At 62.5% G+C, this 20,670-nt stretch carries 17 protein-coding genes; 9 read left to right on the top strand and 8 right to left on the bottom strand.

Going from position 1 to position 20,670, the window contains the following annotated elements; genetic code table 11:
* Positions 1-2: 2 nt before the first annotated feature.
* Positions 3-1,208 carry an ABC transporter substrate-binding protein gene (locus ABVQ20_RS16630; RefSeq protein WP_354460605.1) on the bottom strand — a complete coding sequence of 402 codons (1,206 nt, stop codon included), beginning with the start codon at positions 1,206-1,208 and terminating at the stop codon, positions 3-5.
* A gap of 231 nt (positions 1,209-1,439) precedes the next feature.
* Here ABVQ20_RS16630 and ABVQ20_RS16625 point away from each other — a divergent pair, with 231 nt between their 5' ends.
* Positions 1,440-2,258 (top strand): alpha/beta fold hydrolase, encoded by an 819-nt coding sequence (locus ABVQ20_RS16625; RefSeq protein ID WP_354460604.1) that lies wholly within the window; start codon positions 1,440-1,442, stop codon positions 2,256-2,258.
* A gap of 55 nt (positions 2,259-2,313) precedes the next feature.
* On the opposite strand, the gene ABVQ20_RS16620 is transcribed toward ABVQ20_RS16625, so the two are convergent.
* The 3 genes from ABVQ20_RS16620 to ABVQ20_RS16610 form a co-directional block, all read right to left on the bottom strand.
* Positions 2,314-2,601: a PTS sugar transporter subunit IIB gene (locus tag ABVQ20_RS16620; protein ID WP_227348960.1), complete on the bottom strand. Its 288-nt coding sequence runs from the start codon at positions 2,599-2,601 to the stop codon at positions 2,314-2,316.
* 17 nt (positions 2,602-2,618) lie between these two features.
* A complete protein-coding gene (locus ABVQ20_RS16615; protein WP_354460603.1) occupies positions 2,619-3,080 on the bottom strand; it encodes a PTS sugar transporter subunit IIA in 462 nt (153 codons plus the stop codon).
* Positions 3,081-3,156: 76 nt separating this feature from the next.
* The gene (locus tag ABVQ20_RS16610) at positions 3,157-4,563 is read right to left on the bottom strand and encodes a PTS galactitol transporter subunit IIC (protein WP_354460602.1); all 1,407 of its coding nucleotides are present in this window, start codon (positions 4,561-4,563) and stop codon (positions 3,157-3,159) included.
* A 382-nt stretch (positions 4,564-4,945) separates the two neighbouring features.
* Here ABVQ20_RS16610 and ABVQ20_RS16605 point away from each other — a divergent pair, with 382 nt between their 5' ends.
* A complete protein-coding gene (locus ABVQ20_RS16605) occupies positions 4,946-6,268 on the top strand; it encodes an NAD(P)H-dependent oxidoreductase (RefSeq protein ID WP_354460601.1) in 1,323 nt (440 codons plus the stop codon).
* An 11-nt stretch (positions 6,269-6,279) separates the two neighbouring features.
* Here ABVQ20_RS16605 and proC read toward each other — a convergent pair whose 3' ends face one another.
* From proC to ABVQ20_RS16590, 3 genes are all read right to left on the bottom strand, one after another.
* Complete coding sequence (proC, locus tag ABVQ20_RS16600) at positions 6,280-7,095, bottom strand: pyrroline-5-carboxylate reductase (RefSeq protein ID WP_354460600.1); 816 nt, start codon at positions 7,093-7,095, stop codon at positions 6,280-6,282.
* A 114-nt stretch (positions 7,096-7,209) separates the two neighbouring features.
* Complete coding sequence (locus ABVQ20_RS16595) at positions 7,210-8,529, bottom strand: O-antigen ligase family protein (RefSeq protein WP_354460599.1); 1,320 nt, start codon at positions 8,527-8,529, stop codon at positions 7,210-7,212.
* Positions 8,498-9,496, bottom strand: coding sequence for a glycosyltransferase family 2 protein (locus ABVQ20_RS16590; RefSeq protein ID WP_354460598.1), 999 nt, complete (start codon positions 9,494-9,496; stop codon positions 8,498-8,500). The genes ABVQ20_RS16595 and ABVQ20_RS16590 overlap by 32 nt, the downstream gene beginning before the upstream one ends.
* 172 nt (positions 9,497-9,668) lie before the next feature.
* On the opposite strand from ABVQ20_RS16590, the gene ABVQ20_RS16585 reads away from it, so the two are divergent.
* The 3 genes from ABVQ20_RS16585 to ABVQ20_RS16575 are packed head-to-tail and all read left to right on the top strand — an operon-like array spanning position 9,669 to position 12,555.
* Positions 9,669-10,841, top strand: a complete 1,173-nt coding sequence (locus tag ABVQ20_RS16585) for a glycosyltransferase (RefSeq protein ID WP_354460597.1) — start codon at positions 9,669-9,671, stop codon at positions 10,839-10,841.
* Positions 10,838-11,632, top strand: coding sequence for a WecB/TagA/CpsF family glycosyltransferase (locus ABVQ20_RS16580; protein ID WP_354460596.1), 795 nt, complete (start codon positions 10,838-10,840; stop codon positions 11,630-11,632). The genes ABVQ20_RS16585 and ABVQ20_RS16580 overlap by 4 nt, the downstream gene beginning before the upstream one ends.
* Positions 11,629-12,555: a DUF6492 family protein gene (locus tag ABVQ20_RS16575; RefSeq protein ID WP_354460595.1), complete on the top strand. Its 927-nt coding sequence runs from the start codon at positions 11,629-11,631 to the stop codon at positions 12,553-12,555. The genes ABVQ20_RS16580 and ABVQ20_RS16575 overlap by 4 nt, the downstream gene beginning before the upstream one ends.
* A 41-nt stretch (positions 12,556-12,596) precedes the next feature.
* Here the strand turns inward: ABVQ20_RS16575 and ABVQ20_RS16570 are convergent, their stop codons facing one another.
* Entirely contained in the window at positions 12,597-13,892 is a 1,296-nt protein-coding gene (locus ABVQ20_RS16570) for a lipopolysaccharide biosynthesis protein (protein ID WP_354460594.1), read from the bottom strand.
* A 197-nt stretch (positions 13,893-14,089) separates the two neighbouring features.
* Between ABVQ20_RS16570 and ABVQ20_RS16565 the strand changes: the two genes are divergently transcribed.
* The 4 genes from ABVQ20_RS16565 to ABVQ20_RS16550 all read left to right on the top strand — a co-directional run bounded on the left by ABVQ20_RS16565 (position 14,090) and on the right by ABVQ20_RS16550 (position 20,611).
* Positions 14,090-16,621 (top strand): Wzz/FepE/Etk N-terminal domain-containing protein, encoded by a 2,532-nt coding sequence (locus tag ABVQ20_RS16565; RefSeq protein WP_354460593.1) that lies wholly within the window; start codon positions 14,090-14,092, stop codon positions 16,619-16,621.
* Positions 16,622-16,849: 228 nt separating this feature from the next.
* The gene (gene folD, locus ABVQ20_RS16560; RefSeq protein ID WP_354460592.1) at positions 16,850-17,749 is read left to right on the top strand and encodes a bifunctional methylenetetrahydrofolate dehydrogenase/methenyltetrahydrofolate cyclohydrolase FolD; all 900 of its coding nucleotides are present in this window, start codon (positions 16,850-16,852) and stop codon (positions 17,747-17,749) included.
* 11 nt (positions 17,750-17,760) lie between these two features.
* On the top strand, positions 17,761-18,759 hold the full coding sequence (locus ABVQ20_RS16555) for a GlxA family transcriptional regulator (RefSeq protein WP_354460591.1): 999 nt from the start codon (positions 17,761-17,763) through the stop codon (positions 18,757-18,759).
* Between the two features lie 157 nt (positions 18,760-18,916).
* Complete coding sequence (locus ABVQ20_RS16550) at positions 18,917-20,611, top strand: vWA domain-containing protein (protein ID WP_354460590.1); 1,695 nt, start codon at positions 18,917-18,919, stop codon at positions 20,609-20,611.
* Positions 20,612-20,670 lie beyond the last annotated feature (59 nt).

Below are 20,670 nucleotides of genomic sequence, written 5' to 3'. Positions count from 1 at the left end.
AGTTATTTCATCCAGGGCTGGAGCTTGAAGGCGCCGGTAGCGTATTTCTCTGGGGAGATCAGGGTGCGCTGGCCGTCCCAGATCTGGAAGAAGGTGATCGGAATGTAGTCGTCGCCTTGCGTGGCAAGGTGGGTGGCGGGATCGAATTTAAGCCGTCCCTCGGCGACCTGCTTGTCGGTTTCCGACAGCGCCTTCATGATCGCCGCGTGGTCGGATGCGCCGCCGACCTTCTTGACCGCGTCGAAATAGACATTGGTCATCTCGTAGAGGCCGACACCATAGGTGCCGCTCTCGACGCCGTACTTGGCCTTGAACTTGGCCGCCACCTCATCGGCACGCGGGTTCTTCGGCGTGGTCAGTGCGCCGCCGAGTAGATTGTAGATGACGCCGTCCGACTTCTTGCCGGTGAGCTCGACGAATTCCGGAACGCTCGGCGCATACTGCAGGAAGACGAGGCTCTTGGTCCGCTGCTCCAGGAACTGGTTCAGGAAGGAGGCGGAATTGCCCGGCAGATAGTCGGTGTTGATGACCACATCCGGCACGTTCTCGCGCACCTTGGCAAGGATCGAACGCCAGTCGGTCACCTCGCCGAACGGTACGATCTCGTCGACGGTGATGGTCCAGCCCTTCTCCTTGAAGGTTTTCTTCATGCCCTCCGAGATGGTCTTCGAATAGGCATTGTCCGACGAGATGATGGCTACCTTCTTGGTCGGCAAGGTGATCTTGCCGTCGGCCGCAAGCTTCTCGACGAACAGGGTCACGTCGGTGTTGTAGGCGTCGAAGGAAGGTGTCAGTGACCAGCAGCACATGTATTTGTCTGGGCTCGGCGCGATGATGTCTTTGGTTTGCTGCGAGGTTGCCGCAAGCATGTACGGCATTTCCGCCTCGGCCATGTTGTCGATCTCGAAATTCGTCAGGCTGGCGTATCCGGTCAGCATGAAATGCACGCCCGGGTCGCCAAGCAGGCGCTCGACGGCGCTGGTAACATTGCCGGCGGACTGATCCTTGACGTCGCCGACCACCAGTTCAAACGTGTTTCCGGCAACGCCGCCGGCCGCGTTCGCCTCGTCGATGGCCATCTGCACGCCGCGCTGGAATTCCTGTCCGTCCGCGGCGGCGGGGCCGGTGAGCGGCGCGAGCAGGCCGATCTTGACGACATCGGCGAAGGCGCTCGTCGTGGCGAACGCGCCGATCAAGGCCGTGCTCATGAGAATATTGCGGATTCTGTTCGCTGTGGATTTCGGTGTCATCGTCTTGTTCCCTCTTTGCCTCCCATTCTTCGGGAGTTTGATAATTGACAATCTACGCACAAATGATCTTATTTGAAAAGGAATTTTCAGCGTGTGCGGGTAGGAAAATATTCTCGGACTGGACCGGACCGCAGTGACGATTTATTGCGCAAATGCTTGAAAACAAGGCAACTCGAGGCGGAGCAGGACATGGCGATTTCTCAGAAAATTCTTGAAACCAGCCACGGCAAGATCGCCGTTCGAGAGACTGGCGGAAGTGGAACTGCCGTCCTGCTCGTCCATGGCAACTCCTCTTCCAGTGCCGTTTTCCGCAGCCAGTTGGAGGGTCCGCTGGGCGAGCGCTACCACATGATCGCGCCCGATCTGCCTGGCCACGGGGCCTCCGGCGACGCGCTTGATCCGCAGCGCTCCTACAGCATGGAAGGTTATGCCGATGCCATGACCGAAGTGCTCGGACTGCTCGGCGTCGACAAGGCCATTGTCTTCGGCTGGTCGCTCGGCGGCCATATCGGGCTTGAGATGATCGATCGTTTTCCCGGGTTGCTCGGCCTGATGATCACCGGCACGCCGCCCGTGGCGCCGGAGGAAGTCGGCAACGGCTTCAAGTCGAGCCCACATATGCACCTTGCCGGGCAGGAAATCTTCAACGCCGCCGATGTCGAGGCCTATGCGCGCAGCACCTGTGGCGAGCCGTTCGAGCCCTTTCTCATCGACACGGTGGCGCGAACCGACGGTCGGGCGCGCCGCCTGATGTTCGAGAAGTTTGCTGCCGGAAGTGGCAGAAACCAACGCGAGATCGTCGCCGGCAAGACGCCGCCGCTCGCCGTTCTCAACGGCATCGACGAGCCCTTCGTCAACACCGATTTTGTCGCGAGGGTGACGTTTTCCAACCTGTGGGAAGGCAAGACCCATCTGATCGACAAGTCCGGCCATGCGCCGTTCTGGGATTCGCCGGACCGCTTCAATCCGATCTTCGCCCGTTTCCTGGAAAGCGTGGATCAGCCATAGGACTGTTCCCAGCACAACAGCGGTCGCCGAGGCTGTATGGCCTCGGCGTGGCCTGCTACTTGCGCAGTTGAGCCTCGATCTCGTCGAGGACCTTGTCTTTGCCGATGCCGGTAAGGAAGGCGAGGCCCTTGATCACCGGTTTGGTCACCGAGGCGGAGATCGGCGTGGTGGCGACAATGAAGTCAACATTGTCGGCCAACGACGGCACTTCGGTGGCCTTTGCCTGCTGTGCATTGAAGGTGAGGCCACGCTTCTTCATTTCCTCGGTGACGGCGACGTTGACGGCCGTCGAGGTGGCGATGCCGGTGCCGCAGGCAAAGAGAATCGTTTTCTGTCTGGACATATCTAAATCTCCTTGTTTCAGCCGAGCACGGCACGCACGTCTTCAAGCGTCCTGGCCGTCCTCAGGCCATCGAGCGCGGCGGGGTTCTGGATCGTTGCCATGACGGTCTGCAGCGCTTCAATCTGCTTGTCCTTGTCGTTGATGGCAAGGAGGAACACGAAGCCCACCGGCAGCTTCTCGTCGGGGTCTTCCATGTTGGCGAAGGTGACGGGCGTCTTCAACGTGCCCATGGCGATCCCTGGCTTCAGCACATGCTCCGGGTCTGTATGCGGCACGGCGACATTGTCTGGACGCTCCAGGGGCAGCCCGGTCGGGATCGTCATTTCACGACGCACGACCGCGTCGGCGTAGGAACTCTTGACGTAGCCCAGCATCTCAAGCCTGCCGGCCAGGATGCGGATGATCTGCTCATTGGTCGATGCATCGGATCCAAGCACGATCGCTTCCGGGTCCAGCAAATGCATGAGTCCATCAGACATGTTTTTTGCTCCGTCCATAAGAATCGTGCGCCCGTAAAGGGCGCACGATCGTTTCAAATTCAAGGCGCGATGAGGTTCAAGCCTTGCCTTCCACAGGCTCATCCTCCGCACCAGCGGCCCGCTCCCAGCCGAGCGGATTGCGGCGGTAGAGGACGAACAGCGCGGCGATGACGACGGCGATGACGACGATGCCGATGAGCCCAAGTCCCTGGATCGCTTCGATGATCACATAGGGCACCCACAGGAAGCCGTCGACGACCGAGGTGATCTGCAAGGCCTCCGCCGGCAGCTTGAAGCCCGATGCGACGGCAGCGCTGGTGAACAGCGGCGCCAGTGCATTGGCGACGTAGAAGCCGATCGCCAGCGTCACCGTGCCGATCACCACCATGCGGAACACGTTGCCTTTGACCAATGGCGCGGTCATGGCGACGATGAAGGGGATGACCGCGAGATCCGCGAACAGGATGACGCGGTTGCCCGGCAGGATGATGGACAGGACGATCGCGATCGGCACCAGGATCAGCGACGACGAGATCGCCGCGGGATGGCCGATCAGGATCGCGGAATCGAGGCCAACGAGAAGTTCGCGGTCGCCGGTGCGCTTGCGCACGAACGCCTGGGCTGCGTCAGAAACCGGGAGCAGGCCCTCCATCAGGATCTTCACCATGCGCGGCAGCAGTAGCATGACCGCGGCCAGCGTCATGCCAGTGCCCAGAACCTTGGCCAGCACCACGCTGAGATCACCCGCATTGTAGAAGGCGATCGCGCCAAGGACGAGGCCGATGATGAGGCCCATCACAACCGGTTCGCCGAACACGCCGAACCGGCGCTCGATGGTGTCGGTGTTGATGTTGATGCGGTTGATTCCGGGAATGCGGTCCATGATCCAGTTGAGCACTATGGCGATCGGCAGGATCTGCGCCGAAGCGAGATGCGGCACGGAAATGCCGGGCACGCCGTAGAATTGCTGCACCGCGCGCGCCGACCAGTCGGCGAAGAGCAGCGACAGCGCGGCGACAAGTGCTGCGACCGCAATGCCGTAAGCCAGATTGTCGGTCGCGGCGACGACCAGCGAGCCGACAAAGGCGAAATGCCAGAAATTCCAGACGTCGACATTGAGCGTGCGGGTCATGCGCGTCAGCAGAAGCACGATGTTGACGAGGATGCCGACCGGAATGACCCACAGGCCGACCGACGAGCCGAAAGCGATGGCCGCGGCCGATGGCCAGCCGACATCGATGATGTCACGATGGATGCCGGTGTTGGTGACAATGGCCTTGGCAACGTCGCCGATCGACGTGAACATGAGACCAAGCACCAGATTGATGCCGATGAAGGCGACGCCGATGGTGACGGCGGCGCGAAAAGCCTTGCTGACCTTGGCGCCCAGAACCACGGCGATGATGAAAATGACGATCGGCAGCAGGATCGTCGGGCCAAGCGTGTCGATGGCCCCTTTGAGGCCCGCGAGAATAGTGTCCATTCTTCCTCCCCCTGGAGCATCGATCTATCGGCTCGATGCCTCACAACGATGCTCCGTTGATTTCAACCAAGCCTCTGTTGCCGTTCCGGTACAGAGGCACTCCCCAACCCAACGCGATGCGAAACGCTCCCCGACTTGGATGTGACGGTGAACATTTGCCTTTGTTAGCGAACGAATGTTTTATTGTTGCTGTTCGCAACAATGTCAATTGGTATCCCTTTGGGCCAATAGACCCGCGGTCGGCCCGGGCACACTCACCCAAACGACTGCGTCCGTCGGAATGAATTTGTTGGAAATTGCCGCCGGCTGCCGGTTTCATTGGCAAGCCGGGCCTGATCCCTGCTAATCCGACCTTGGATCAAGAAGCAGTGGACGCTCCAGTATGACCAATGTCGCCCTGACCGGGCTTGCCCGCGATCTCGCAAAGCGCGCCGCCGAGGGCCGCCCGGTGCGCATTGGTGTCATCGGTTCCGGCGAGATGGGCACCGATCTGGTGACGCAGGGCATGCTGATGCCGGGTATTTCGGTCTGCGCCGTCTCGACCCGCCGCCCGCACACCGCGCGCGACGCCATCCGCATCGCCTATGGCGACGAGGCGATGGCGGTTGAGGCTGGCACGCCGTCGAAGGTCACCCAGGCGATCGAGAGCGGCAGGATCGCCATCACCTCCAACGAAATGCTGGTGACCAACCCATTAATCGACGTCGTCATCGACGCCACCGGAAAACCCGGTGTTGCCGCCGATTTCGACCTGATGGCGATGGAGCACGGCAAGCATCTGGTGATGATGAATGTCGAGGCCGACGTCACCATCGGCTGTTATCTGAAGCAGCAGGCCGATCGGCTTGGCGTTGTTTATTCGGTTGGCGCCGGTGACGAGCCGTCAAGCTGCATGGAACTGATCGAGTTCGCCTCAGCGCTTGGCCTGACCATCGTCTCGGCTGGCAAGGGCAAGAACAACCCGCTCAATCACGACGCCGTGCCCGACGACTATCGCGAGGAAGCGATACGCCGCAACATGAACCCGCGCATGCTCGTCGAGTTCGTCGATGGCTCGAAAACCATGGTCGAGATGTGCGCCATTGCCAACGCCACCGGGCTGGTGCCCGATGTTCCCGGCATGCATGGACCCAAGGCCGATCGCGATGATCTCGCCAAGGTGCTGATCCCACGCGAGGCCGGCGGGCTTCTCTTGAAGAAGGGCGTCGTCGACTACACCGTCGGCAAGGGTGTGGCGCCCGGCGTCTTTGTCATCGTCGAGGCGACGCATCCGCGCATCATCGAGCGCATGGACGATCTGCATATCGGGCACGGCCCCTATTACAGCCTCTTCCGGCCCTATCACCTGACATCACTGGAAGTGCCGTTGACGGCTGCGCGCATCATGCTCTTCGGCAAGCCGGACATGGTGCCGCTGCCGAAGCCGGTAGCCGAGGTCTGCGCGGTGGCCAAGCGCGATCTGGCTGCCGGCGAGACGTTCGATGCGATCGGCGAGACCTGCTACCGCTCATGGACCATGACCGTGGGCGAGGCCCGTGCGCAACGCGCCGTGCCAGTCGGCCTGCTGGAAGGCGGCAAGGTGCTGAAGCCGGTCGGGAAAGGCGAGTTGCTGACCATGGATAATGCGGCTCCCGAGCAGACAACGAGGCTGTTCGCCTTGCGCCGGCTGCAGGACGAGATGCTGTATGGGCAGGCTGAAGGATAGAGCCGGAGGCCCTACTTCCCCAGTTCGATCGACCTCAACCGCGCCGCTTCAACCGCCTCAGTCAGCAAATGTGTCAGCCGGTCCTCGCCCATCAGCACGCCGAGCGCCGCCGCCGTCGTCCCGTTGGGGCTGGTGACCTGCTGGCGCAGCACGCCCGGCTCCTCATGGCTTTCGGCCGCGAGCGAGGCGGCGCCATAGACTGTCTGCATGGCCAGCAGCTTGGCGGTCTTGGCAGGCAGGCCGGCTTTCTCGGCGGCAACCGTCAGCGCTTCGATGAAGTGGAAGATGTAGGCGGGGCCTGATCCGGACACCGCCGTCACCGCATCCATCAGGCCTTCGTCGTCAATGGTGGTCACTTCTCCGCTTGCCGACAGCAGGTCGGCGACGAAACGCTTTGTGTCGTCCGAGACCAGCTTGTTGGAAAACACCACCATCATGCCCTTGCCGATGGCCGCCGGCGTGTTGGGCATGCAGCGCATGATCGGCGCGCGATCGCCAAGGACCGCCTCGAACGTGGCGACGGGGGTACCTGCCGCGATACTTACGAACGTGGTGCGGCCATCGCTGAAGCGCTTGTAGGCGGCCGTCACGTCACGGATCACCTGCGGCTTCACGGCGATGACGATGAGCGCCGGCACGGCATCGGCCGGGATCGCGCCTGCATCCGCCGCGGTTCCGCAGCCGAGCGCCTCGGCTCGCTGGCGCAATTCGGCATTGGGCTCGACCACGAAAACCGCTGATGGCGCCAGCTTGCCGGATTTCAGCCAGCCCGAAAGCATGGCGTAACCCATATTGCCGCAGCCGGCGAGAACAAGCTTGATCGTCATGGAAGCCCTCCGAAAGAAGGCTTTCACATAGCGCATGACCCCGAAAATCGAAATCGATTTTCGGGATCATGTGCGAAGAAACGCGACGCTCGCGCATCAGTGCGAAAGCCGCTGTCAGGATGGATCGCGCACCGCGATTGGCCGTAGAGACACCTGTCTGAGGCCGAGCACGCCGAGCACGAAAAACAGCCAGACCGGGTCACCGCGATGGAAGAAGAAGCTTTCGAGGAAGGCGTTGAGCGCCGTGAACAGCACCACCATCATGAAGAAGTCGCCGAGGTAGATGTTTTCCTTCCGCAGGGGAATGCGCATGTAGTCGCGCAGCGGTGCGATAAGGAAGGTGTAGATGGCAACGCAAAGTGCGGGAATGCCCATCAGCACAGCGATGTCGAGATAGCCGTCATGGCCGTGCACGATGGTGCGAATATCCCAGGGCCGGTCGAAGGGCTGGTCCTGGTTGAGCAGCAGCGGCGTGCCCCAGAAGCTTTCATAGCCGTAGCCGGTCCATGGCTTCTTCGCCAGCATGCTGCCTGCGAACTCCCACAGTGTGGTGCGCCCGGTATAGGTCAGGTCCGGGAAATAGACAGCAGCCAGATGCTTCACCGGCGGCAGGAAGACGATGCCCAGCGTGCCGACGGCCGTGCCGATGATCGCCAGCGCGAAAAGGATCGGTGTGCCCAGCCGCATGCCCATCAGGCTCGGAAACATGACGATCAGGATCGAAAACGGCACCAGGCCCGCTGTCGTCTTGGAGCCGGTGTGGAACATGAAGATCATCGCCGCGCAGAAGATGGCGATACCGGTTTTGCGCCGCCCGCGCCGGAAGAGGTAGAGCCCGGCGAAGCTGAAGCAGGCCATGATCGGGCCGGCGATGTTCTTGTGGGTGAACACGCCGCGCCACAGGCCGGCATGTTCCGGCTCGGTCGAATTCACCGTGTGCAGGGCCTCATTGGGGAACACGAAAAGACCGACATAGGAGAGGCCCATGACCACACAGGCCGAGAAGATGATGACGCTTGAAAACGCCTCGGCGTCTCGCGGCAGCACCAGGATGGTGGCCATCGTCAGGATGCCGATCAGCGTGAAGGACGCCGCACGCATCGCCGATGGCGGATCCGTCGCCATCACCACCGAAAGCATGAAGAAGCCCAGCATCAGCAGCCAGGACGGGCTGAGCAGCGAGCGCACCACGCGTGGTTCGGCGAAGGCCATCAGCGAGAAGATCGAGACGGCGCCGAGCGAGCCGAAGCCCAGCTGGTTGACGATGTCGCCGCCATCGCCCGTCAATTCGGCGCCGGCAGGCTGGAAGGGGCGGAAGGACACGATGATGACGGTGAACAGCAGCGCGGCGATTGCGGTCGCGACGCCGTCCCGTGTGAACACAGCGCTCAGTGGCGCGCGTTCAGTTCTTCTCAGGCTGCCGATACTGCTCATTGGCATATCCGAATTCGGCAAGCACCCGGCCGAGTGCGACATGGACTGGATAGGCTGCCGCGGCCAGCGACCCCGTCCGAGCCAGCTTGATCACGCCGCGAAGCGGCGAAGCGGCAAGCAGCGCCAGGCTTTTCAGGAAGACTTTCGTTCTGGCCATCGGGGTGCCGGCCCGCTTCTTCTTTTCGACCAGCGTCGAGATCACGCCGTTGCGCAGGCTGCGGGCGCGAATCCAGTCGGCTTCGACACGTCGGGCCGGAACGGTCTCGAAGACCTTCGCTTCCGCGCACCAGCCAAGCACGAAGCCTCTTTGCGCTGAACGGCTCAGGAAATCGGAATCGCCGCCGCCCATGAAATTGAATTTGAGATCGAGAAAGGGCGGACCCATGGCGGCCAGCACATTACGTCCCACCAGAAGATTGCCCGACGAATAGAGCGCGGACACACGCCCGGTCTCGCGATAGGGCGGCGCGAAGACCGGATGCTCGGCCCATCTCGCATGGGCAGGATCGGCAAAGACCGGTACTTGCGGGCCGCCAACGATATCGGCGCCAAGCGTTTCGGCAGCCTTGCACATGCGTTCGAGCCATTGCGGTTCGGCGATCTCGTCATCGTCGATGACCAGCAGATGCCGGAAGTTCGGGAAGTGCAGGATCGCCGTCTGCCAGCCGGCATTGTAGGCACTGCAATTGCCGCGCTGATGCGCAATGATCACCATGCCGGGGACGTCGCCACGCTCGAACAGCGGCAGCGCCGCCCCGGCGCCGGCACGCGCCTCGGCTTCGTTTTCCATGACGATGACGGCGAAGCGCCGCGAGGTTTCCTGCGCCTTGAGGGATGCCAGCGTTTCCAGCACCTGTTCGGGACGCTTGAAGGTCGGCAGCGTGACGACGACGTCAACCGCTTCGGCCACAAGCCCGGCGGACCGCCCCGCGATCGATACCGAACTGTCCGATGGCAAAGGGTTCATCCGTGTCCAGCCACATGGTGAGTGTGGTTCTGGGTAGCACCACGATGATAAGGTTTCGTTAATCACCTTTCACAGAGAAGCCTGCAAACCCAGGACTTCCAGCGTTCGATTGTGCTCGCTTAATCAAGGGTTCACCGCGCTTTGCTACCGGCTACACCACAGGATAGGTGAGATGCATCTGCTGTTCGCCACATCGATCGTGCCTGACGGCGCTCTCGCCTCGGGCTACGAGATCGCCAACGCCGCGATCATCGCCGCCTTGCGGCGTGCCGGCGCGCGCGTCACCGTCATCGGCTTCAGCTGGCCGGGAAAAGAACCCGTCGACCCCGAAAACACCATCGTGCTCGGCGCCCTTGACGTGCGCACCGAAAACGCTTCGTCGCGGCGGAAACTCGTCTGGGTCGCCAAGGCAATGCTGTCGGGGCTCACATTCGCGTCGGTGAAGTTACGCGCGGTCCCTGACAGTGAGGTTCTCGCAGCCATAGGGCGTGCGGGCCCCTTTGACGGCTATGTGCTGAATTCCGTGCAATTCGCAGGCGCCTTCGAAAAGCTCTTCGACGGCCGGCCATCGATCTTCGTGGCCCACAATGTAGAACATCGCTCGGCGCAGGAGAACGCGGCTGCCGCCGGCAGCATCTTCCAGCGTTTTCTGTTTCGCCGCGAGGCACGCCTGCTCAAGACGATGGAAGAACGGCTCTGCCGCCGCGCGCGCTTTGTCTTCACGCTGGCCGAGGAAGATCGTGCAGCACTTGGTGTCGCGGTCGGCGACCGCTCGACCGTGCTGCCTCTGGTGACGTTCAAGCAGGCGCCGAAACAAAGGGGGCCGCGCCAGATCGATTGCGACGCGGCGCTGATCGGGACCTGGACCTGGCAGCCGAATCGCATCGGGCTCGACTGGTTCCTGGAAAAAGTCGTGCCGCGTCTGCGGCCGGATTTCCGCGTCAAGATCGCCGGCAGCGTGCCGTCGGGCGTTGCCTCGACGCATCCCGGCGTTAAATTCGTCGGACGCGTGCCGGACGCCGAGGCCTTTGTGCGCTCCGCCGCCGTCATCCCACTGATCAGCACGGCCGGCAGCGGTGTGCAGCTCAAGACCATCGAGACGTTCGAGTTGGGTCTGCCATCTGTCGCGACAAGCCGCTCGCTGCGCGGCATAGACCATCGCCCGGCCAACTGCGTGGTCACCGACGATCCCGTAGCCTTTGCCGGCGCGCTGGAGGCCGCGGCGGCCGACGTCAGGGACGTCGATGGCAGCGCATTCCATCGCCGGCAGGTCAAGGCGCTCGATACCGCGATCAGGCACGGCCTGGAAAAACTTGGGCCCGTCAGGCGGGAGGTCTTTGCATGAACATGCATTCCGCCCGCGCTGCGTCTGGCCTCGACAATCTGAAGACCATCCTGGGCATCTCGGTGCTCGCTATCCGCTGGGATGACGCGATCGCGCTGCTGGCCCGCCTGGTTGCCGAGCGGCGCTTCACCAAGATCAGTTTTCTCAACGCGCACAACGCCAACATTGCCTACACGGACCCGGTCTTTGCCGAGGCGCTCGACGACTTTCTCATCCTGCCGGACGGCGTTGGCGTCGATGTGGCCGCCAAGCTGCTCTACGGTGCGCCGTTTCCGGACAATCTCAACGGCACGGATTTCGTCCCCGCCTTCCTGCAGGCGTCGGCCAGGCCGCTTACGGTTGGGCTTCTCGGCGCGACCAGGCTCAATGCCGAAGCGGCCTCGGTGAAACTGGCCGCACTCGCGGTGCAGCACACTTTCGTCGTCATCCATGACGGCTATTTCTCGGCCGCGCAGGAGCAGGGGATCGTCGACCGGATCGAAAAATTGCGGCCGGACGTGCTGCTCGTCGCCATGGGCGTCCCCCGCCAGGAATTGTGGATCGCGCGCCACATCGACCAGCGCCACTGCACGCTGCCGATCGCCGTCGGTGCACTGCTCGATTTCCTCAGCGGAACAGTGCCGCGCGCGCCCTTGTGGATGCGCCAGCTACGGCTCGAATGGCTGTTTCGGCTGGTGGTCGAACCAGGCCGGCTATGGCGCCGCTACGTGGTCGGCAATCCGTTGTTTCTCTGGCGCGTTGTCCGCCAGAAATTGTCGCGCAGGAGAGATCCCGCCGGAGGGGCCTCTTGAACAGCCGTTTCGTTCCAGTCGCGGATGTCGAACCCGGCATGCTTCCCAATACGCCCACGGCGGCGATCGTGACGGCAAGCTATGCGCCGGACTTCGAGCGTTGCCGTCTGTTGTGCGAGACCATCGACCGCCACGTTTCGGGTGCGGCGCATCACTACATCCTCGTCGAACATCGTGACGTGGCCCTGTTTCGACAGTTGCAAAACAACCGTCGCACGATTGTTGACGAGCGGGACCTGCTGCCGCGCTGGCTGCATGCCTTCGACGATCCGCTCAGCCTATTTCGACGGCGTATCTGGCTCAGCCTGAAGACGATGCCGCTGCGCGGCTGGCACGTACAGCAGCTGCGTCGCATCGCCATCGCCGCGCGTGCCAGCGAAGACGTGCTGATCTTCTGCGATTCCGATGTCGCCTTCCTCAGGCCCTTCGATTGCGGCGCCTTCCGGCGCAATGGCAAGGTGCGCCTGTTCCGTCGGGATGGCGTGCTGGCAGGCAGCGGCCACGAGGAACATCGCATCTGGTCACGCAACGCCGGTGCCGCCCTTGGCATCGACGAAGCCGTGGTTTCGACCCATGACTATATTTCGACGTTGATCGCGTGGCGTCGCGAAACCGTGACGGCGATGTGCGCCGAGATCGAGAAGATCCACGGCCGCAACTGGGTTCAGGTTATCGGCTCGGCTCGCAAATTCTCCGAATGCATGATCTACGGCCGCTATGTCGATAGTGTGCTGGGCGGCGCCGGCCATTTCCACGGTTCGGAAGAATTCTGCCGTGTCCACTGGACCGGCGAAGCATTGTCGGACGACGAATTTCGCAGTTTTGTCGCGGCCATGGCGCCCGAACAGGTCGCCATCGGCATGCAGTCCTTCATCGGCACGGACATTGGCCGTATCCGCCGGCTGATCGGGCTCGGCGCCTGATTTCGAGTATCGGGCGTTTCGGGAACGGTAGGCCGCAGCAGCTAGACCGGCTTCGCCGGCTTGCGCATTGCCGAATAGGTGAGCAGCGCCGAAGCGAGATACATCAGCAGGAAGACCACGTTCAGCGACAGCACCAGATTGGATGTGTCGGATATGGTTGTCAGCACATAGGTCAGAAGCACCGCCTTCAGCCCGGCGAGCAGCCCCAGATTGATTGCCCGCACCAGCGTCTGGCCGCGCGCGAACAGAAGCTCGGCCTGGTATTCGACAAGATTGCGAAGGCCGGGAACGCAGATCGCCAGTGCCACCAGAGGCGCGGCTTCGGAGACATTCTTGCCCAGCGCGTTGGGGAAGAAATGCAGCACGATACCCAGCGCCAGCAGCGAGGAGGTGGAGACGAGGAAAACGCCGCCTTCGATGCCGCTCTTGACCGTCAGCCGGGACAACAAGTCCGGTGCTCGCATCATCCGCTGCACCAGCATCATCGAGAAGGTGCGGATGGGGATTGCCGTCAGGTCGACCAGGCGCATGATGATGGCGTAGATGCCGGCCAGATGCGGGCCGCCGATCGCCAGCACGAGCAGCTTGTCGAACTCCGACTGCAGGTAGAACAGCACTTCCGCGCCGGCTACATAGATGGAATCGGCGAGCCGCCGCAGATAGAGTTCCGTCCGCAGCCGCAGGCGCTGGCGCGGGTAGAATAAACCGAAGGCAAGCAGCAGCGACGCTGCATTGGCGCCGATGTAATACCAGGACCAGACACCAACCGTCCGCTCCGCTGAGAACATGAACAGCACGGCGCCGAGCGCCCGCAAGGCTGTCGCCAGGATCGTGAGCAAGGCGGCGCGGCCGAACTTGCCGAGGCCGTTGTTGACGATCAGCGCCACCTCGACCGGACGCCACAAAAGCGCCTCGGCAAACACGATTGCCGCGAACACCGACAGCGGCACGTTGCTGGCGAAGAAAATCAGATAGACGCCGTAGGAGGCCGCGGCCAGCAATGGCAGCGAGACGACGCCGAGCAGGAGAAAACCGGCGGTGAACGTGCCGATCAGCTTGGGGCGGATCGTGGCGGTGCGATAAAGCGCCGAGATGAAGCCGAAGGCAAGGATGCGCGACAGCATCACGCCGGCCGCCGACGCGGTGGCGAACATGCCGAACTCGGAGATCGACAGCGTGTTGGCCAGTGCGATGAAATAGGCGAGCGAAAAGACCAGCCGGCCGCCAGCGCCGCTGATCGCCGAGAAATAGTCGAGAAGCAGCTTCCGTCGTTCGGCCAGAAAGGAGCCGATCCGGGCGAGGGGCCGCCTTTGCGGTATGTCACTGGCCTGTGTCATGCGTCCCGAAAGGATAGATCGGAAAACTTAACGTGCCGTTCTGAAGCCATTGGGTGCAATGGAAAAAAGTACACAAGCAAGGCGGGGAACTTTGCTTTCAATCCACCAAAATTAACCTTTTGTTTCCTATGCCTGTTTAGCGTGGCTTAACGAATGGCCGACCGCCTCCACGCCGCCAAGAGTAAAGCTCAAAGACAATGGTCGACAGGGAAAACCGTGAAGACTGGAAGCGTGAGCGGTCCTTGCTCGCGCTCGGCCAGGCTGTGCGCGGCGAGGAGGACGTCGACGCTTCGTTGGTGTCGATCGGCGATCGGACAGACCCGTCATGGCGCGAGGATGCCGCCACGCGCCATCGCCTTGCCCGTTCACGGCGCGAAGCGCGGGCGCAGCCGATACCGACTGCGACCGCTGAGGCTGGCCAGCCTCGCGCTGACCAACAGTTCACGGCTCCCCCGATACCATCCGAAGCAGCCGCCCAGCCGGAGGAATCATCCGGGTTGGCCGGCTTGCCGTCGGGTTGGCTAGGTGGGAAACGGCCGAACGATTCCAACGCCGAATTGCTGGCGGCCGAGACAGGCCCGACAAGTTACGTGCAGACTGCTACACAGCCACAGCAGCAGCCCACTGCCGCCAACGCTTTCGGTGCCGCGCAGTCCCATATGGCTACGGAGTCCCGATACGCTGGCGAAGAGCATTCGTTTCGCGACGAAGATCCGCAGCAATGGAAGCCGCTGATCGATCCGATGCTGGTGGTCCGCGGCGTTGCCAGGTCGAAGGCGCTGATCGTAACGACGACGATCCTGGGCGCGGCGCTGGGCATCGCGATCGCCCTGTCGACGCCCAAGAAATACGAAGCCACCACCGAGCTGGTCATCGAGCCGGGCGACCTCAAGCTTTCCGACCGGGATCTCACCCAAGCGGTGGGTCAGCCCGATGCCGCGCTGGCTGTCGTCGAAACCCGGATCAAGATGCTCACGTCCGGCAACGTGCTCAACAAGGTCGTTGACAAGCTCAGTCTCGTCGACGACCCCGAATTCAACGGCCAGGGTTCGGGCCGCCTCGGCGTCATGTCACTCGTCCGGTCGATACTGTCGCGCCAGGATGGGCCCGGCGGCGCCGACGACGTCCGCCGCCGGGCGCTGGCCGTTCGCAATCTGGCCGAGAGCCTGTCGGTCGAGCGCTCCGGCAAGACTTTTGTCGTCTCCATCAGCGCCACCACTCAGGATGGCGAGAAGTCGGCTCTCATCGCCAATACGACGAGGGACGTCTTCAAGCAGGAGACTGGTCAATACCAGTCGAACATGGCCGGGCGCGCGACGGACGAACTGACGTCCAAGCTCGACGAGTTGCGCAAGGGTGTCGAAGCGGCCGAGCGCAAAGTCGAGGATTTCAGGGCCACGCATGGTCTTGTCGACGCGCAAGGCCATTTGATTAGTGACGATCAGATGCTGAAGCTCAACGAGCAGCTCTCTGTTGCCCGCGCCCGCACGCTGGAACTCAACGCCCGGGCAGCATCGGCGCGTTCCATCGATGTGAACTCCGTCCTGACCGGTACCTTGCCGGAAGAGATCAACTCCAACACCATGAGTGATCTGCGCTCGCAATATGCGACGCTGAAGCAGGAGGCCGACCGCGCCGCAGTCCGGCTCGGACCGCGTCATCCCGAGCTTCAGGCTCTCGACGCCCAGATTGCCGGTGCGCGCGAGCGCATCGCCGCGGAACTGCGCCGTATCGCCTCTTCGCTGCAGATCGATCTGAAGCGTGCGGTCCAGCTCGAACAGGATCTCGCTTCCCGGCTGGCACAGGCGAAGGTCCAAAGCGGTGACGTCAACAGCGATCTCGTCACCTTGCGCGAGCTGGAGCGTGAGGCCACCGCCAAGCGTGCCGTCTATGAGCAATATCTTCTGCGCTCCAAGGAAACCGGCGAGCAGAAGAACATCAGCACCGCCAACATCAATATGCTCACCGAGGCCGTTGCCCCGCTCGAAGCAAAGGGACCGTCGCGCGCTGTCATTGCGCTTGCTGGACTGGTGCTGGGCCTGGCCTCCGGCGTTGGTCTCGGCGCCATGCGCGGCGCCTATGAGAGCCTGCGTGAAACAGCCAATTCGCGGTCACGTCGCGGCACTGACGAGCGCCGGACACCTTTCGAGGACAAGGCCTATCAGGCGGCGCCCCCGCCCGTTGGCCCAATCGAGATGGTTCGTGCCGATCGTTCCAGCCGTCTCGGTTCTTTGTTCTCGGTGTTCCGCAAGATCATGCCTGCCAAGGCGCCAAGCAAGAGGTTCGCCGATACGCGGCCCAGCCAGCCGATCCCTCCGTCTGTTGCCGCAAAGCCCATGGCACCCCCGCAGCCCGATTACGCACCGCTGCGGCAAGGCGCCTATGCTCCCCTTCCGCAGCAGACGGCTGAGCCGCCTCTGACTGACAACATCATGCCGCAGCAGGCCACACATCCGGCCTATCCTTATCCGCATGCTCAGTCGTGGCAGATGCAGCCACTGGGTGGCTATGCCTATCCGCAGTCGACGGCGCCTTACGCCGGGCCGGCGTACTATCCACAGCAACCGGATCCTGCGCAGTCCGTTGCGCCGCAGCAGGTAGCCTATCCTGGGATTTCGGAGGCTGCCGAGCAGCAAACGCCAATCGAGGAAATCCGCGCCAGCCTGCGTGAGTTCCGCGAGGCGGTCCAGGAGCTCACGGAGAGCCGCGCACGCCGGCGCTACTTCTGAGCCACGAATAAAACATGCCTGTTTCGAGTTAACGGCATGGGACGGCGCATTGACGGGATTGCACCGCCCAATTTTCGTGAAAATGCCACGCAGCTTGTCACCCCAAAGGCCTGCCCTCGGGCTTGACCTGAAGGCGTGCGGTGGTTGGGTCGACATGCATTAAAGCACGCTCGCACGGGTCTTTCAGATGCGGCGCGATTTGGGACAGAATGGTGTACAGGGTGGTTCATGGCTGAAGTGATTGACGGAAAGAGCGTCGCCGAAGACGTGGTGCGGATAGTCAAGACCTTGACGGCCGAGCTTGCCGCGAATGGCATTGCCAAGCCCGGCCTCGCCGTTGTCATCGTCGGCGAGGATCCGGCCAGCCAGGTCTACGTCGCTTCCAAATCCCGCACCGCCAAGGAATGCGGTTTCCATTCGGTCCAGCACACCTTGCCGGCCGAAACGTCCGAGCAGGATTTGCTGAAGATCATCGGCGGGCTCAACGCCGACCCCGCCATCAATGGCATCCTGGTGCAACTGCCGCTTCCCGCCCATATCGATGCGGGCAAGGTCATCCAGACCATCGCGCCGGAAAAGGATGTCGACGGCTTCCATTTCATCAATGTCGGCAAGCTCGGCACGGGCGAACTCGAGACGGCCTTCGTACCCTGCACGCCCGCCGGTTCGATGCTGCTGATCGAGCGCGTGCGCGGCAAGGACCTGTCAGGTCTCAACGCGGTCGTCGTCGGCCGCTCCAACATCGTCGGCAAGCCTATGGCCAATCTCCTGCTTGCCGCCAACTGCACGGTCACCATCGCGCACAGCCGCACAAAGGATCTGCCGGCGCTCGCGCGTACCGCGGACATTCTGGTCGCTGCCGTCGGCCGGCCTGAGATGGTGAAAGGCGACTGGGTCAAGCCAGGTGCTACCGTCATCGATGTCGGCATCAACCGCATTCCGGCGCCCGAGAAGGGCGAGGGCAAGTCGCGCCTGGTTGGCGACGTCGCCTATGCCGAGGCAGCCAAGGTGGCCGGCGCCATCACCCCTGTTCCAGGTGGCGTCGGGCCGATGACCATTGCCATGCTGATGGCCAATACGCTAGCCTCAGCCTATCTTGCGGCCGGATTGAAACGGCCCTCCTTCTGAGAGCGCCTGCTTTGCCCAACCCCACTGTTCCTGCAGAACGGCCGGCCGTGAATGAGACCGTTCAAGGTGGCCGGCAATTCGCCTTCCTGCTGGTCGACAAGTTCTCCATGTTCTCGCTGGCTGCGGCGATCGACACGTTCCGCTCGGCCAACCGGCTGCTCGGCCGCGACTTCTATGGCTGGACCACCGTGTCCGCCGACGGTGATCCGGTCATGGCTTCCAACGGCCTGCCGCTCAAGATCGACTACAGCGTCGCCGACCTGCCGCCGGTAGACATTCTCTTCGTTTCGGTCGGCCTGACGACGGAGTTTCCCGGCAAGAGCAAGGTTCTGTCGGCGCTGCGCAGTTGGGGCCGTCGTGGCAACGCGCTCGGCGCGCTCTCTGTCGGATCCTATCTGCTCGCCGAGGCAGGCCAGCTCGAGGGTTATCGCTGCACCATCCACTGGGAGAACCGCGCCGGCTTCGTCGAGCGCTTTCCCGACATCAACTGCACCGGCAACGTCTTCGAGATCGATCGCAAGCGCTACACCTGCGCCGGCGGCACCACCTCCATCGACCTGATGCTGGAAATCGTGCGCGGGGATTTTGGTTCGAATCTTGCCAATGGCGTCGCCAACCAGTTCCAGCACGAACGCATCCGTTCCGCCGGCGACCGCCAGCGCGTTGGCCCCGAGCGTGACTTGACCGGCAAGTCGGAGAAGCTGCGGCGCATCGTCGAACTGATGGCGGATCATCTCGACGAGCCGCTCTCGGCAGTGCAGCTTGCCAAGTCGGCAGGCCTGTCGGTACGCCAGGTCGAGCGCCTGTTCCTGCGCCATCTCAGCGTGACCCCCGGCCGCTACTACATGCGGTTGAGGCTTGAACGCGCGCGCGAATTGCTGCGCCAGACCAACATGCCGATTCTCGACGTGGCGATCGCCACCGGCTTCACGTCACACTCCTATTTCGCCCAGAGCTACCGGCTGCAATTCGGCAGGCCGCCGTCCGAAGAGCGCCGCACGACATACTGAGCCGGCTTCCTGTTCGGCGGGTGCATGCTGCAATCCTCGCCTTGCCTCATCCATTTGCAGTCATCGCTCGCCGCGCGATGACTGTACTCGGGCTTGTGCCTCGCGGCCGCCTCAAATAGCTTTCGCCTGCGGACCAGAGGCTTCTCAGGAGATTTACATGGTGGGATTTTCACGGAGCGTCGCCGTGGCGCTGCTCCTTCTTTGCACCACGGTGTCCGGCTTTGCCGCCGATCGCGTGATCATCATACTCGACGCTTCCGGCTCCATGTGGTCGCAGATCGATGGCAAGCCCAAGCTCGAAATCGCGCGTCAGTCGCTCAGGACGGTGCTGCAGTCGATCCCTGCCGACAGGGAAATCGGCTTCATGGCATATGGCCATCGCGAGAAGGGCAGTTGCGAGGATATCGAGCTCATCGTGCCCCCACAGCCGAGATCGGCAAGCACGATTACCACAGCCGCCGACGGCCTGAATTTCCTCGGCAAGACACCGCTGACGGCAGCCGTCAAGCAAGCAGCGGAAGCGCTGAAATACACGGAAGACAAGGCCACCGTCGTGCTCATTACCGATGGGATCGAAACCTGTGGCGGCGATCCCTGCGCTCTCGGCAAGGAGCTGAAAGCGTCCGGGGTCGATTTCACCGCAGACGTCGTCGGCTTCGGCCTGAGCGCCGATGAGGGGAGGCAAGTCGCATGCCTCGCCGAAAACACCGGCGGCAAATACATCCAGGCTTCAGACGAGAAGGCGCTGCGCGACGCGTTGGTCGAAACCATCGCCGCGGCTGCGCCTGCCCCGGCCCCGGCCCCGGCGCCCGCGCCACAGCCAGCGCCTCCCCCGCAACCCGCTCCTGCGCCTGTAGCCGCTCCGGCACCCGAAAAGCCCGAATTCAATTTCCTGCCAACTGCTGTGCTCGCCGAGGGCGGCGATCCCCTGACGGACGGCAATGCGTGGGAGATCTACAAGGCGCAGGCCGATGGCACGCGCGGCGACATCGTGACAACCGAATACGGGGCATACAAAGGCAATCTGGAACCGGGCGACTACCTTGTTGTTGCGCGCGACGGCGAGGTGAAGACCGAGCAGAAGCTCAAGGTCGAGGCTGGCCAGGTCTACAAGCCTGTCTTCACGCTGAATGCCGGCACGCTCGTCATTCATCCGCGGCCGAATGAAGGGGCTGACGTTCTGGATGGCGCGACGGTCGAGTTTGTCTATCCGGGTGGCAGCACCACGTCCTATGGCAATTCCACGGTCATCGTGCCGGCCGGCGAACAGCAGGTCACGGTCAAGATCGGCAGCGGGACGGTTACCGAAACCATCCAGCTCGCGGCCGGCAAGACGATCGGGAAGGATGTGATCGTCGGCGTCGGAAACATCAACGTCAACGCATTCTATGTTGCCGGCGGCGACAAGGCCGATGGCTCCGGCATCGACTTCCAGATCGTCAAGGCGAAGAAGGGAATCGACGGCACAAGGGAAAATGTCGACAATTCCTACGGGCCGGACAGCAAGTTCTGGCTGCCGCCTGACGACTATGTGATGATCGCGACGGTTGATCTGGCGGTTGTCGAGCAGCCGTTCACCGTCAAGGTCGGTGAGCATCAGGAGCTGAAAGTCGCGATGGACGCCGGCGTGCTGGCCATCACCGCGCCCGGAGCCGAGAAGATCGAGATCTTCGAGCCGAAGAAGGACGTCAACGGCAACCGCAAATCCGTCGGCTATGCCTATGATCAGAAGTACCAGACAGCGATACCGGCTGGCGACTATGTGGTCGTCGCGGGAAAGTCGGATACCAGCTCGAAGGAAAGCGCGGTGACGGTGAAGGCGGGAGCACGGGCCGAACTTACGGTCCAGTAGGAAGCGTGCTTTCGACACCTCGAAAGGGCGGCCACGAGCCGCCCTTTCTTATGGAGACA

The organism is Mesorhizobium shangrilense, assembly GCF_040537815.1.
GTDB lineage: Bacteria > Pseudomonadota > Alphaproteobacteria > Rhizobiales > Rhizobiaceae > Mesorhizobium > Mesorhizobium shangrilense.
This window is presented reverse-complemented; position numbering and strand designations above follow the sequence as displayed.

Excerpts from the sequence above, each read along its gene's own strand:
- ABVQ20_RS16630 (WP_354460605.1), bottom strand. The coding sequence starts at position 1,208 with ATGAGCACGGCCTTGATCGGCGCGTTCGCCACGACGAGCGCCTTCGCC.
- ABVQ20_RS16625 (WP_354460604.1), top strand. The coding sequence starts at position 1,440 with ATGGCGATTTCTCAGAAAATTCTTGAAACCAGCCACGGCAAGATCGCC.
- ABVQ20_RS16620 (WP_227348960.1), bottom strand. The coding sequence starts at position 2,601 with ATGTCCAGACAGAAAACGATTCTCTTTGCCTGCGGCACCGGCATCGCC.
- ABVQ20_RS16615 (WP_354460603.1), bottom strand. The coding sequence starts at position 3,080 with ATGTCTGATGGACTCATGCATTTGCTGGACCCGGAAGCGATCGTGCTT.
- ABVQ20_RS16610 (WP_354460602.1), bottom strand. The coding sequence starts at position 4,563 with ATGGACACTATTCTCGCGGGCCTCAAAGGGGCCATCGACACGCTTGGC.
- ABVQ20_RS16605 (WP_354460601.1), top strand. The coding sequence starts at position 4,946 with ATGACCAATGTCGCCCTGACCGGGCTTGCCCGCGATCTCGCAAAGCGC.
- proC (WP_354460600.1), bottom strand. The coding sequence starts at position 7,095 with ATGACGATCAAGCTTGTTCTCGCCGGCTGCGGCAATATGGGTTACGCC.
- ABVQ20_RS16595 (WP_354460599.1), bottom strand. The coding sequence starts at position 8,529 with ATGAGCAGTATCGGCAGCCTGAGAAGAACTGAACGCGCGCCACTGAGC.
- ABVQ20_RS16590 (WP_354460598.1), bottom strand. The coding sequence starts at position 9,496 with ATGAACCCTTTGCCATCGGACAGTTCGGTATCGATCGCGGGGCGGTCC.
- ABVQ20_RS16585 (WP_354460597.1), top strand. The coding sequence starts at position 9,669 with ATGCATCTGCTGTTCGCCACATCGATCGTGCCTGACGGCGCTCTCGCC.
- ABVQ20_RS16580 (WP_354460596.1), top strand. The coding sequence starts at position 10,838 with ATGAACATGCATTCCGCCCGCGCTGCGTCTGGCCTCGACAATCTGAAG.
- ABVQ20_RS16570 (WP_354460594.1), bottom strand. The coding sequence starts at position 13,892 with ATGACACAGGCCAGTGACATACCGCAAAGGCGGCCCCTCGCCCGGATC.
- ABVQ20_RS16565 (WP_354460593.1), top strand. The coding sequence starts at position 14,090 with ATGGTCGACAGGGAAAACCGTGAAGACTGGAAGCGTGAGCGGTCCTTG.
- folD (WP_354460592.1), top strand. The coding sequence starts at position 16,850 with ATGGCTGAAGTGATTGACGGAAAGAGCGTCGCCGAAGACGTGGTGCGG.
- ABVQ20_RS16550 (WP_354460590.1), top strand. The coding sequence starts at position 18,917 with ATGGTGGGATTTTCACGGAGCGTCGCCGTGGCGCTGCTCCTTCTTTGC.